Annotated in this window: 10 protein-coding genes and 1 pseudogene; all 11 read left to right on the top strand. The window is 32.3% G+C overall.

Annotated features, from left to right (window positions below; translation table 11 throughout):
* On the top strand, nt 1-2,415 hold a 2,415-nt coding region (locus tag OU788_RS05915; RefSeq protein WP_274634300.1), incomplete at its 5' end, for a carboxypeptidase-like regulatory domain-containing protein.
* Nucleotides 2,416-2,664: 249 nt separating this feature from the next.
* Complete coding sequence (gene ricT, locus OU788_RS05910; protein ID WP_274634299.1) at nt 2,665-4,101, top strand: PSP1 domain-containing protein; 1,437 nt, start codon at nt 2,665-2,667, stop codon at nt 4,099-4,101.
* Nucleotides 4,091-4,614, top strand: a pseudogene (locus tag OU788_RS12970) (gliding motility lipoprotein GldH). The gene ricT and the pseudogene OU788_RS12970 overlap by 11 nt, the downstream one beginning before the upstream one ends.
* Nucleotides 4,615-6,894, top strand: a complete 2,280-nt coding sequence (locus OU788_RS05900) for a penicillin-binding protein 1A (RefSeq protein WP_274634298.1) — start codon at nt 4,615-4,617, stop codon at nt 6,892-6,894.
* A gap of 27 nt (nt 6,895-6,921) precedes the next feature.
* Nucleotides 6,922-7,620, top strand: a complete 699-nt coding sequence (locus OU788_RS05895; RefSeq protein ID WP_274634297.1) for a CoA transferase subunit A — start codon at nt 6,922-6,924, stop codon at nt 7,618-7,620.
* Between the two features lie 32 nt (nt 7,621-7,652).
* Nucleotides 7,653-8,006, top strand: coding sequence for a four helix bundle protein (locus OU788_RS05890; protein WP_274634296.1), 354 nt, complete (start codon nt 7,653-7,655; stop codon nt 8,004-8,006).
* Nucleotides 8,007-8,041: 35 nt separating this feature from the next.
* Nucleotides 8,042-8,695, top strand: coding sequence for a CoA transferase subunit B (locus OU788_RS05885; protein ID WP_274634295.1), 654 nt, complete (start codon nt 8,042-8,044; stop codon nt 8,693-8,695).
* Between the two features lie 67 nt (nt 8,696-8,762).
* Nucleotides 8,763-9,524, top strand: a complete 762-nt coding sequence (locus OU788_RS05880) for an exodeoxyribonuclease III (RefSeq protein WP_274634294.1) — start codon at nt 8,763-8,765, stop codon at nt 9,522-9,524.
* Nucleotides 9,525-9,532: 8 nt separating this feature from the next.
* Nucleotides 9,533-11,038, top strand: a complete 1,506-nt coding sequence (locus OU788_RS05875; RefSeq protein ID WP_274634293.1) for a lytic transglycosylase domain-containing protein — start codon at nt 9,533-9,535, stop codon at nt 11,036-11,038.
* A 26-nt stretch (nt 11,039-11,064) separates the two neighbouring features.
* A complete protein-coding gene (locus OU788_RS05870; RefSeq protein WP_274634292.1) occupies nt 11,065-12,057 on the top strand; it encodes a DUF4837 family protein in 993 nt (330 codons plus the stop codon).
* A gap of 112 nt (nt 12,058-12,169) precedes the next feature.
* Nucleotides 12,170-13,642, top strand: a complete 1,473-nt coding sequence (locus tag OU788_RS05865; RefSeq protein ID WP_274634291.1) for a DUF5687 family protein — start codon at nt 12,170-12,172, stop codon at nt 13,640-13,642.
* Nucleotides 13,643-13,647: the final 5 nt, after the last annotated feature.

The raw sequence follows: 13,647 nt of genomic DNA, 5'->3' as shown, positions 1-13,647 counted from the left end.
ACAAGTTTTACAATAACACCTGCTGAAAATATAATTAAAGATATTGTTTTAGTTGAGGCTAAAAACCAGTTAGATGAAGTTATCATAGAATTACCTGTTACCGTAAAACAAGACACTATTATTTATAATACTGATAAGTTTATAGATGGAAGTGAACGTAAACTAAAAAATGTATTAAAAAAACTGCCAGGTATTGAAGTAGATAAAAACGGAGGGGTTACGGTACAAGGAAAAAAAGTAACTAAACTACTAGTAGATGGTAAAAAGTTTTTTGGAGGTGGTACCAAGCTGGGGGTAGAGAATATTCCAGCGAATGCAGTTGATAAGGTAGAAGTCATTGATAACTATAATGAAGTTGCTTTTTTAAAAGGTGTATCAGATTCTGATGATATGGCGATGAACATTCAATTAAAAGAAGACAAAAAGCGTTTTGTGTTTGGAGATGTTGAAGCAGGAGCTAATGTTGGTTATGATTCTTACCATAAAGCTAGTGCTAATTTATTTTATTATTCACCAAAAAATAATGTAAACTTTATAGGGAACCTAAATAATATAGGCGAAAAAACATTTACATTTGAAGATTACATGAATTTCCAAGGAGGTGTTAATGCTGTGTTTAGTGGTAACTTTAACTGGAAAGGTGGTGATTTTTCTCAATTTTTAGAAAATAGTGATGTTTTAAGCAGTAGTCAACGCTTTGGAGCGTTGAATATAACCAAAACGGTAGCGAGTAAATTAGATGTTTCTGGGTATGTGATTTTTTCACAGAGTAATACTACTAGTTTTAGTGAAGTGCTTAATGAGTACATTACGTTTAGTGAAGATAAAAGTAAAAAGTCAAGCAGTGAAAACTTGCTAGGTATTGGTAAATTAAATATGGAGTATGCTCCAAATACCAAAGAGCAATGGTATGTAAGAACTCAGGTAAAAAAATCGAATATATCTAATGAAAATAGCATTTCGTCTGTAATTAATACAGATAATAATAACATTTTTACTGATAGAGAAAATAATATTTGGTATGTAAATCAAAATATTGAATGGCACAAAGACCAGTCTAATACACATACCTTTTCTGCAATAGCTGATTATACGTTTGACAAGAATAGTCCTAATAGTAGTTGGATAGCATCAGACACATACGCTAAAACTATACAAAATATTGTACAGCCTGTAGATACTACACAAAGTCAATTGCGGTTATTTCAAGACAAGTTTACTGAGAAACACTATTTATACACAGTTTTTAAAGATTTTTGGGTGTTAAATACTAATAACCACATTTATTCGACAATTGGAAATACCTATCAACAAGAAAAGTTTTCAAGTAATGATTTTCAGTTATTAGACGATGAGAGTAGGAATGATTTTACATCAGACGGATTTAACAACAATACTATTTTTAAACATAACGATTTTTTTGCAGGGATTCATTACAAATTCCGTACAGGAATATTTACGTTTAAACAAGGTGCCTACTTGCATAACTACCATTGGAAGGTAAAACAGGAACAGCTTATTGATAAACAGAAGTGGGTATTACTGCCCGACTTTTTAATGAAAGTAGAATTCAATAAGTCAAAGAAAATAGAGTTGAATTATAATTTAAAAACAAACTTTTCAAATGCTTCTCAGTTAGCCAATCGTTTTTACTTACAATCTTATAACTCGGTGTTTAGAGGGAACTCAAATTTAGAAAATGAACTATATCATTCGGCACGTATACGTTACAGTCGTTTTAGTTTATATAAAGGGTTGGTGTTATTTGGAACAGCGCGATATACTAAAAAAGTAAAAGGTTTTAGAAATGCTGTGAATTTTGATGGTGTAAATCGCTTTTTAACAACACAGTTACTTGAAAACCCGAATGAAGATTGGAGTGTTAGAGGTTCTTTAAGAAAGAAAATAAAAAAAATACGTTATAAACTTAGCGGGGCATATAATAATTCAAAGTACTTACAAAGTGTTAATAATGTCTTTGTAACAAATAAAAATACCAACTACAACTTTGAAATAGGTGCAGAAACTTTATTAGATAAGTTTCCAACGATAGAGGTTGGTTATAAAAGAACCAGAGGTAACTACACTTCTAGTAATTCTACCTCAAGTTTTATAATCAATGAGCCTTTTGTAACTATAGATTATGATTTTTTAAAAGGTTTTATTTTTAATTTTGATTATAGGCATTATGATTATCAAAATAAATCATTAGTAGTTAAAAATAAGTATGACATTGCAAATGCTACTTTATCGTATCAAAAAGAAGATAGTCCATGGTTATTTAAACTTACAACTCAAAATTTATTTAATACAAACTTCAGGCAAAGTAATAGTTTTTCAGATTACTTAATTTCTGAAACTAAAACACATATAATGCCAAGAGTTGTGTTATTTAGTATTGGGTACAAACTGTAGTTTTAACTAAAATTATCTTTCTTGTTTTTTTGGATATTTCTTATGAAACATACTTTTTTGTGGAAAAAAAGCGCACTTTTCTTTTAAAAAAAATCAATTTTCACTTTTCATTAGAATATGTATCTTTACAGATTAAGGATAGTTGTTATAAAGTAAATTTTATACGACTGAAAATCAAATAATAAAAATATTTTTTGATACTGTAAATACCACAGGTTTAAAAAATATTTCAAAAAAATATACTATCGTATGAGTTGTAGCAGTTGCTCAACTAACAAAAGCGGTGTGCCAAATGGCTGTAAGAGTAACGGAAATTGTGCAACAGGCACATGTGGAAGTGGAAATAAACTCGCTGTTTTTGATTGGTTATCAAATATGACTTTACCTTCAGGTGAAGCACCATTTAATATTTTTGAAGTCCGTTTTAAAAATGGACGAAAACATTTTTATAAAAACTCTGAAAACTTAACTCTTTCCATGGGAGATGTGGTTGCAGTTGAAGGATCTTCAGGGCACGATGTTGGTATTGTTTCTTTAGCAGGAGAGCTTGTAAGAGTTCAAATGAAAAAAAGAAAAATTACTGCAGATAGTGATGAAGTAAAGAAAATTTACAGAAAAGCCTCTCAAAAAGATATTGATGTTTGGCAAGAAGCCAGAGGAAGAGAATTAGAAACACAACGAAAAGGAAGAGAAATTGTTAGCCGTTTAGGCTTAAAAATGAAACTTTCTGACGTTGAATATCAAGGAGACGGAACCAAAGCTACGTTTTATTACACAGCAGATGAACGTGTAGATTTTCGTCAGTTAATTCGTGACTTAGCTAGCGCTTTTTCTATTAGAGTAGAAATGCGTCAGGTAGGAATGCGTCAAGAGGCAGCTCGTTTAGGAGGAATTGGCTCTTGCGGTAGAGAATTATGTTGTTCTACTTGGTTAACCGATTTTAGAAAAGTAAATACAGCAGCAGCCCGCTATCAGCAGCTATCATTAAATCCGTTAAAACTAGCAGGACAGTGTGGTAAGTTAAAATGTTGTTTAAACTACGAATTAGATACGTATTTAGATGCATTACAAAGCTTTCCAAAGCAAGATAAAGTGCTAAAAACAGAAAAAGGAGACGCTGTTTTTGTTAAGATGGATATCTTTAAAAAACTACTTTGGTACACTTATAAAGAAGAAAGTTTTAAATGGTACAAACTATCGTTAGAACAAGTTCATGAAATTATAGAAATGAACAAAAATAATGAGCTTGCTTTACCGTTAGAAGAATACGAATTAGAGATAGCAGAAGAAACTCCAATAGATTTTGAAAATGTTGTAGGCCAAGACAGTTTAACCCGTTTTGATGCTCCTAAGAAAAGCAGAAATAACAGAAGAAGATCAAGGAAACCTGTAAGTAAAAAACCAGAAAATCAGGCTTCTGAGGCTAAAACAACAAGAAAACCTCAAGCAAAACAGGTAAAAAAGGCAGAAGGAGAGCCGAAACCAGATAAAAAACGAGTTGACAACAGAAAGCCAAGGCCTAAAAACAATCCGAGAAACAGGAAACCAAAACCTGAAGCAGGTGGTACAGCAGAAAAGCCAACTCAAGGGCAACAAAAAAAGCCTAGAAATCCGAGAAGAAAGAATAATAATCAGCGTAAAAAAAATAATAGCGATACTAAAAACAACCCCAATAATGAGAACTAAAATTGGTTTACTTTTTTTTATAGCTACACTAATTGTATCGTGTAAGTCAAATAGTGATTTTGATGAATATGTGGCACTTCCAAAGAGTGCTTGGCATAGAACAAATACGATACAATTTACATTTCCAGTTAATGATTCAATAAATAAGAAAAACCTATTTATAAATCTTAGAAATAATAAAGATTACGAGTACAGTAATCTTTTTTTGATAGCCCAAATGAATTTTCCAGACGGTCTCTTTTTTTGATAGCCCAAATGAATTTTCCAGACGGTCAAGTTATTGTCGATACTTTAGAGTATGATATGGCAGATGTTACAGGAAAGTTTTTAGGGCAAGGTTTTTCCGATATCAAGGAGAATAAACTTTTTTATAAAGAAAACATAACATTTCCAAGCACGGGAGATTATATCTTTAAAGTTCGTCAAGCTATGCGAAAAAACGGAGAAATTCAGGGCATAGAAGAATTAGAAGGAATAACTCATGTAGGATTTAGAATTGAAAAAACACAATAAATGACAAAGAAAAAAACAGCAAATTTTAGTAAATACATTAAATGGTTTTGGGGTATTATTATAGGAGGCTTTCTTGCGTTAGGTCTTCTGTTTTTACTTGCCTCTTGGGGTGTGTTTGGTGCTTTACCTACTTTTGAAGAACTAGAAAACCCAAGAAGTGATTTAGCAACAGAAGTAATTTCTTCAGATGGAAAAACCTTAGGTAAATACTATGTAAACGCGAATAGAACTCCAATTCAATATAAAGATTTACCAGAAAACTTAATAAAAGCTGTAGTTGCTACAGAAGACGAACGTTTTTACGAACATTCAGGAATTGACTTTAGAGGAACTGCTAGAGCGGTTGCTAACTTAGGAAGGTCAGGTGGAGCAAGTACCATTACACAACAGTTAGCTAAAAACTTATTTAACAGAGGAGGTTCTAGTAATATCTTTAAAAGATTATCACAAAAACTTAAAGAATGGGTAGTAGCAGTTAAGTTAGAGCGTCAATACACTAAAGAAGAGATTGTGACGATGTATTTTAATACGCAAGATTTCATCTTTAATGCGGTGGGTATTCGTTCAGCAGCTCGTATTTACTTCGGAAAAGAACCTAAAGATTTAGATTTGCAAGAGTCTGCTATTTTAGTGGCGATGTTAAAAAACCCACGTCAGTTTAATCCACATAGAGAGCGTTCAAAAGATAAATCATTAGCACGTAGAAATGTAGTGTTTGGTCAAATGGAAAAAAATGGGTTTATAACAGAACAAGAAAAAGACTCATTACAAAAGTTACCATTAAAAATAAATTTTACTCCTGAAAGTCATAGTGATGGTTTAGCTACTTATTTTAGAGAGCATTTACGAAACTATTTAAAGGAATGGGCAAAAGAACATCCTAAGGCAAATGGTGAAGAGTATAATATTTATAGAGATGGATTAAAAGTTTACACAACGATTGACTCACGTATGCAACAATACGCAGAAGAAGCGGTAGTAGAACATATATCTAACCTTCAAACGTATTTTGACAAAGAACAAAAGCGTAATAAAACAGCTCCTTTTTACGATATAGACAAAAGAGAGATAGAAGGAATTTTACGAAGAGCTAAACTAAATTCAGATCGCTATAAGCGATTGAAGGCTGGAGGTAAATCTGAAAAAGAAATAGACGAGGTATTTAATACCGCAACAGATATGCGAATCTTCACATGGAAAGGAGAACGCGATACGGTAATGACACCGTATGATTCTATTCGTCACTATAAATATTTCTTGCGTTCAGGTTTAGTATCTATTGAACCGCAAACAGGTCATATCAAAGCTTGGGTAGGAGGTATTAATCACAAGTATTTTAAATACGATGCAGTAGAGCAACAAAAGCGTCAAGTAGGTTCTACCTTTAAACCTTTTGTGTATGCTACAGCAATTAATCAATTAAAAATGTCTCCTTGTGATAAGTTGCCAAATACACCATATACTATTCCTAAGGAAAAATATGGAATGCCAGAGGATTGGACACCAAAGAATGCTGGAGGTAAATATGGAGAAGAATTAACTTTAAAAGATGCATTAGCGCAATCGGTAAATGTAATTACGGCGCAGTTAATAGACAAAGTCTCACCTATAAATGTGGTACGATTAGCAGAATCTGCTGGAATAACATCTAAATTAGAGGCAAATCCCTCTATTGCATTAGGTGCTATTGATTTATCATTAATGGAAATGGTAAGTGCTTATTCAACATTTGCAAATAAAGGGTTACGTGTAAGTCCGTTAATGGTTACTAGAATAGAAGACAAAAACGGAACTGTTTTACAAGAATTTGTTCCTGAAACCAAAGAGGTATTAAGTGAAGAGTCTGCGTATGTAATATTAGATTTAATGAAAGGAGTTACCCAAATAGGTTCAGGAGCACGTTTACGATCTAATTATACGTCAGGAGGAGATGCGGTTACAGGTTTCCCTTACAGGTTTACCAATCCGATTGCAGGAAAAACTGGTACTACTCAAAATCAATCAGATGGTTGGTTTATGGGAATAGTCCCAAACCTAGCTACGGGTGTTTGGACAGGTGGAGAAGATAGAGCTACGCACTTTGCTGGGTTAAGGTATGGTCAAGGGGCAACAATGTCACTACCAACTTGGGCAATTTTTATGCGAAAGTGTTATGAAGACAAGACATTAGATGTGAGTAAAGGTAATTTTGAAAAACCAAAGAATGTTAGCATTAATTTAGATTGTTCAAAAACAGAATCCTCTAATGAAGAAGAGAACCTTAACGATACAGATTTTTAGTAACGAAGCTTTAAAACAACAACTATAATGATAAATAAAAAAGTAAATAACGTACAAGAAGCATTAGAAGGCGTAAAAGACGGAATGACTTTTATGTTAGGTGGATTTGGTTTATGCGGTATTCCTGAAAATGCTATTGCAGAGTTAGTTAAAATAGGAGTAAAAGATGTTACTTGTATTTCTAATAATGCAGGGGTTGATGATTTTGGCTTAGGATTATTATTACAAAATCGTCAAATAAAGAAAATGATTTCTTCTTATGTTGGAGAAAATGACGAATTCGAACGCCAGATGTTATCAGGAGAATTAGAGGTAGAATTAACTCCACAAGGAACTTTGGCTGAAAAATGTAGAGCAGCACAAGCAGGTTTTCCAGCATTTTATACACCAGCAGGTTATGGTACAGAAGTAGCAGAAGGTAAAGAAACACGTGAGTTCGATGGAAAAATGTACGTATTAGAACCAGCTTTTAAATCAGATTTTTCATTTGTAAAAGCATGGAAAGGAGATACTGCGGGTAACTTAATTTTTAAAGGAACTGCGCGTAACTTTAATCCAAATATGTGCGGAGCTTCTAAAATTACGGTTGCCGAAGTAGAAGAGTTAGTTCCTGCAGGAGAGTTAGACCCAAATCAAATTCACATTCCAGGAATTTTTGTACAACGTATTTTTCAAGGAGAGAAGTATGAAAAGAGAATTGAACAACGAACGGTTCGTTCTAAGTAATTCTGTTAATTTGGAAATTTGAAAGTGATTTAATGAGAAGTGATAAGGAGAATATAATTGTAAAATTAACTTTAGAATTTTCTCTTGAAATCATTAAATTTTCTGAACAAATAAGAGCTTTACATAAATATGAAATGGCTTCTCAAATTTTTAGAAGTGGAACCTCAATTGGAGCCAATATTAGAGAAGCGCAAAATGCAGAGAGTAAAGCAGATTTTATACATAAATTTAAAATTTCAGCAAAAGAAGCTGATGAGTTAGAATATTGGTTATTACTTTGTGAACAGTCAGAGTTTTATCCAAGCCCAAACAAACAACTTAAAGAAGATTTAAAAGCTATTATTAAAATAATTAGCAAAATTATTTCAACATCAAAAAGAAAATAATTGACCAAATCTTCAAATTAACAAATTGTAAAATTATGTTAACAAAAGAACAAATAGCACAAAGAATAGCTAAAGAATTACAAAACAAATGGTATGTTAATTTAGGAATTGGTATTCCTACTTTAGTTGCAAACTATATTCCTGAAGGAATTGAAGTTGAGTTTCAATCAGAAAACGGATTATTAGGAATGGGGCCTTTTCCTGTTGAAGGAACTGAAGATGCTGATTTAATTAACGCAGGAAAACAGACCGTAACAGTGTTAGATGGAGGGTCTATTTTTGATTCTGCAACTAGTTTTTCTATGATCCGTGGGCAACACGTACAACTAACCGTTTTAGGTGCGATGGAAGTGGCTCAAAACGGAGATATTGCCAATTGGAAAATCCCAGGAAAAATGGTAAAAGGAATGGGTGGAGCGATGGATTTAGTAGCTTCTGCAGATAATATTATTGTAGCGATGATGCATACCAATAAAGCAGGAGAATCTAAATTATTAAAAAAATGTTCGTTGCCATTAACTGGTGTAGGTTGTGTAACAAAAATTGTAACCAATTTAGCGGTATTAGAAATTAAAGACAATAAATTTTACTTGTTAGAAAGAGCTCCGGGAGTTTCTGTTGAAGAAATTCAAGCTGCCACTGAAGGTACTTTAGTAGTCGAAGGAGATATTCCTGAGATGAATTTTTAACAAAATTATAGTATTAAAAAAAAACGTAAAGCATTAAGCTTTACGTTTTTGTATTTTAAATAAATAGATGAAAATAATTTCATACAACGTAAACGGAATACGAGCAGCACTTAAAAAAGGATTTATTGATTGGCTTCAAGCTGCAAATCCTGATGTAATCTGTATTCAAGAAACTAAAGCTCATAAAGAACAGTTAGATGTAACTGAGTTTGAAAATGCAGGTTACCCTTATCACTATTGGTTTTCAGCAGAAAAAAAAGGATATTCATCCGTGGCTATTTTCTGTAAAGAAGAACCAAATCATGTAGAGTACGGAACTGGAATCGAATCAATGGATTTTGAAGGAAGAAACCTTCGTGTAGATTTTGATGAGGTATCTGTAATGAGTATGTACTTGCCTTCAGGAACGAACAGTGATCGATTAGATTATAAGTTCAATTATATGGATGAAATTCTTGAGTATGCTACTGAGTTAAGAAAGGAAATTCCGAATTTAGTTATTTGTGGAGATTACAATATCTGTCATGAAGAAATAGATATTCACAACCCAAAAATGAAAGGAGTATCTGGTTTTTTACCAGAAGAGCGTGAATGGCTAGGTAAGTTTATTAATAGCGGGTTTATTGATAGTTTCCGTCACTTACATCCAGAAAAACAAGAGTATTCGTGGTGGAGCTATCGCGCAAATGCCAGAGCGAATAACAAAGGTTGGCGTATTGATTACAATATGGTAACCGAACCATTGAAAGATAAAATTTCAAGAGCGTATATTTTACCAGAAGCGAAGCATTCAGATCACTGTCCGATTGCAGTTGAATTAGATTTATAAAAACCAACATGAAAAAATTACTAGCACTACTCCTTTTTACAACATCCATCATAGCGCAACAACCAAACGACAGCCTTTTGGTAGTTAAAGACAGTATTGATGTTGAACTTATCGTGAAAGATTCAGTAAATTATCAAGAGTTATTTTCTACAAAGGATTTAAAAATGATTGATAGCTTATTGGTAGAAGAAAAGTTTAATTCTTCGTTGTTTGATAGTATTCAATATGTTATTAGCGATAAAGACATTTTAGGTAATACAACAACAGTACTTACTACAGAATTGTTAAAGAAAAGATTACACGATTTAAACGTAAGAACTCCTTTTCATTTAGAGTACAATCCTGCGTTAGAAAAAGTAATTAACAGCTATTTAAAGCATAGAAAAAAATATTATCCGGCTTTAATGGCGCGTGCTAAGTATTACTTTCCAATGTTTGAGCGATATTTAGATCAGTACGACATTCCTTTAGAAATGAAGTATTTGGCAATTGTTGAATCTGCATTACGACCTGATGCTCGTTCTTGGGTAGGAGCTACCGGTTTATGGCAGTTTATGTACGGAACAGGTGTTCAGTTTGATTTAAAGGTAAATTCGTATGTAGATGAACGCCAAGATCCTGTAAAATCTACCATTGCAGCATGTCAATACTTAAGTCAATTATATAAAATTTTTGGTGATTGGGATTTAGCTTTAGCGGCGTATAATTCAGGGCCTGGAAATGTTTCAAAAGCAATAAAACGTTCAGGAGGATATAAGAATTATTGGAATATTCGTCCGTTTTTACCTACAGAAACAGCAGGATACGTTCCTGCATTTTATGCGACAATGTATATTTTTGAGTATGCAGATAAACATCATATTTATCCTGAACCTCCAAAGATTTTCCATTTTGAGACAGATACAATTCGTGTAAAGAGAACCATTAGTTTTGATCAAATTTCTGAGAAAACAGGTATTAATTCTGATTTGTTATCATTTTTAAATCCGTCTTATAAGCTAGATATCATTCCGTATGTAAAAGAAAAGAACTATGCCGTTCGATTACCTCGAAGAGATATGATTGAGTTCTTAGAAAAGGAAGAAGAAATTTATGCATTGGCTAACGAAGATGAAGCGAAAAGAGAAAAACCATTACCTAAGTACTTTGAAATGGATAAACGTATTCGTTATAAAGTACGAAGTGGAGATTATTTAGGAAAAATAGCGAATAAGTTTGGTGTACGAGTTAGCGATATTAAAAAATGGAATGGTTTACGAACACATCACTTAAAAATAGGCCAGCGATTAAGTATTTATCCGAAGAAAATGGCAATTCCAAAAGAGGTTTCACAAAAGAAAGTAGCAACTCCAAAAGGCAAGCATGAGGTTTATGTTGTTAAGTCTGGAGATTCTCTATGGACTATTTCTAAAAAATATCCTACAGTTTCTATCGATGAAATTAAAAAATGGAACAATATTTGGAGTGCTAAAAGTTTAAAGCCAGGAATGAAGCTTAAAATTTTTAAAAGTTAAAACCAATTATTTAAACGCTATCAACTATGAATAAACTATTAACCTTTTTTGCATTGATTTTTATATCAATATCATGTAAAACAGAAGGAGGAAAAAATAATCATGTTTTACCCACATCAACAGGTAACACCAATAAAATTTTGGTAGTTGTAAAAGGAGTTGATTGGGAAGGAAGAATAGGAGATGAAATTCGTACTACTTTTGGAGAGCATCAAGTAGGTTTGCCGCAGCCAGAAACATTATTATCTGTAAGCCAAATTGACCCTACAGGATATAAAGGTTTTATAAGAAATGCAAAGGCTGTTTTAATAGTTAGAGAAGGAGAACAAGAAAAAATAACAGTTGAAAAAAACAAATACGCACAGCCTCAAATATTAGTTTATGCAACAGCAAAAGATAAAGAAGGTATTGTAAATTTAATCCGTACTAGAGGAAAAGAAATCTTACAATTATTCAAAGATGAAGATGTTAAGTTTGTTCAGAAAATTTTCCATAAAGAAAAGTTAGATGAGAGTAAGTTTAAAACAATTAAAAATTTAGGAGTTACAATTACAATTCCTGAAAGGTATAATTTAGTTGAAGATACAGGTGAGTTTTTATGGTTACGTCAACATTTAAAAAGCGGAATTGCTAGAGGAGACGGATCAAATAATATATTAGTATACAGTTATCCGCTGGAAGACGAAGCTAAAGTAGCAGATAATATCACCAAGATGAGAGATGTTATTGGTGAAAAATACATTCCTGGAAGCAAAGAAGGAATGTACATGATTACCGAACAAGCGTATACACCGTTCACCTATGATGCAGAAATAGATGGGAAAAAAGCCTATGAAACTAGAGGTAAATGGGAAGTGAAAAATGATTTTATGGCAGGACCTTTTATTAATTACACCATAGTTGATAAAGAGCACAACCGAGTAATTGTTTTTGAAGGATTTACTTATGCACCCTCTGTAAATAAAAGAGACTTTATTTTTGAACTAGAAGCAATTGGAAAGTCGTTAAAAATAAAATAGCCCCGACTAACAAAGACTAAAAAAAGCATCAATTTTTAAATTGATGCTTTTTTTATGTAACAAAATTAAGTAGTGATAGACTTATAAAATAATCAACCAAATTAGTAACCAAATGATTGCACATTTTTTAAAACTTGAGTGGAAACAATTTTTTCGCTCCTCTTATTTTGGGAAAAGTATTGCACTAAAAATTATCATGGGCTTTTTTGCCTTGTATATGTTAGCGTCTTTTTTAATGATAGGTTTAGGAGGCTATTTTTTTATTAAAAAAGAATATCCGAATACAGACCCTTTGTTTTTTGTAAATGGAATTATCATTTTCTTGTTAGTTGCCGATTTAATTTTTCGCTATTTAATGCAAAAACTTCCTGTGTTAAATATTAAACCATTTCTTGGGTTACCCATAAGAAAGGAAAAGTTAGTACATTTTGTATTAGGCAAATCAGCCTTTTCGTTTTTCAACTTCATGCCGTTGTTTTTTTATGTTCCTTTTTCAATAGTACTAATAGGACAAGGTTATAACGCTTTGGGAGTTGTAGGATGGTTGCTTTTAATGATTACACTAGTATTAAGCGCTAACTATCTTAATTTTTTAATTAACAAAAATAACTATGCACTGGGAATAATGGTTGCTGTTTTAGCACTATTGTTTTTGGTAAACAAATACGAAATATTCAACATTACTGAGTTTTTTGCACCAGTTTTTCAATCAGTATATAACAATCCAATAGTTGCTCTTTTAGGAGTGTTTTTGCTTGCAGGATTGTATTATTTGAACTTTAAATTCTTACGAAGTAAAGTATATTTAGATGACGCGATTAAAAGTAAAGAAGAAGTGGCTAGTACTACTGACCTGTCTTTTATTGATAGCTTAGGAGATGTAGCGCCGTTTATAAAAAACGACATCCGACAAATTTGGAGAAACAAACGTACTAAAACAGTGTTTTTTATGTCTTTTTTGTTTCTTTTCTACGGAGCTATTTTCTTTGGACAAGACACCTATCGAGAAAAAATGCCTGCTTTTTTAGTTTTTGCAGCAATATTTATTACAGGAGGTTTTACACTTAATTATGGTCAATTTATTCCTGCTTGGGATAGTGAATATTATAAGATGCTTATGAGTCAAAATATTCGTTATCGAAAGTTTTTAGAAAGTAAATGGTACTTAATGGTTGTGGTATCGGTAGGATTATATCTTTTAAGCATTCCATATTTATATTTTTATGGATTAGATATTTTTTTGATGATTACAGCTGGAGCTATTTTTAATATCGGATTTAACTCATTGTTTTTACTATTTGCAGGAGCGTTCAATAAAAAACGAATCGACTTAAATAAAAGCGGATTTTCAAACTATCAAGGAACCAGCGCAACACAGTTTTTAATTATCATTCCTATTATGGGGGTTCCAATGTTCTTGTTTTGGATTTTTAACAAATTTGTAGGATTCAATTCAGGTGTTTTAGCAATCGCTATAACAGGAGCAATCGCCTTAGTGTTCAAAAATTACTTTATGAATAGGATAGAAAAGAGATACATTAAAAATAAATATGCTGCAATACACGCATTTAGCCAAAAATCATAACCAAC

It is taken from the genome of Tenacibaculum sp. L6 (genome assembly GCF_028823685.1).
Lineage (GTDB): Bacteria > Bacteroidota > Bacteroidia > Flavobacteriales > Flavobacteriaceae > Polaribacter.
This window is presented reverse-complemented; position numbering and strand designations above follow the sequence as displayed.

What these genes read in the sequence shown, in the direction of transcription:
- ricT (WP_274634299.1), top strand. Translation starts at nt 2,665, where the DNA reads ATGAGTTGTAGCAGTTGCTCAACTAACAAAAGCGGTGTGCCAAATGGC.
- OU788_RS05900 (WP_274634298.1), top strand. Translation starts at nt 4,615, where the DNA reads ATGACAAAGAAAAAAACAGCAAATTTTAGTAAATACATTAAATGGTTT.
- OU788_RS05895 (WP_274634297.1), top strand. Translation starts at nt 6,922, where the DNA reads ATGATAAATAAAAAAGTAAATAACGTACAAGAAGCATTAGAAGGCGTA.
- OU788_RS05890 (WP_274634296.1), top strand. Translation starts at nt 7,653, where the DNA reads ATGAGAAGTGATAAGGAGAATATAATTGTAAAATTAACTTTAGAATTT.
- OU788_RS05885 (WP_274634295.1), top strand. Translation starts at nt 8,042, where the DNA reads ATGTTAACAAAAGAACAAATAGCACAAAGAATAGCTAAAGAATTACAA.
- OU788_RS05880 (WP_274634294.1), top strand. Translation starts at nt 8,763, where the DNA reads ATGAAAATAATTTCATACAACGTAAACGGAATACGAGCAGCACTTAAA.
- OU788_RS05875 (WP_274634293.1), top strand. Translation starts at nt 9,533, where the DNA reads ATGAAAAAATTACTAGCACTACTCCTTTTTACAACATCCATCATAGCG.
- OU788_RS05870 (WP_274634292.1), top strand. Translation starts at nt 11,065, where the DNA reads ATGAATAAACTATTAACCTTTTTTGCATTGATTTTTATATCAATATCA.
- OU788_RS05865 (WP_274634291.1), top strand. Translation starts at nt 12,170, where the DNA reads ATGATTGCACATTTTTTAAAACTTGAGTGGAAACAATTTTTTCGCTCC.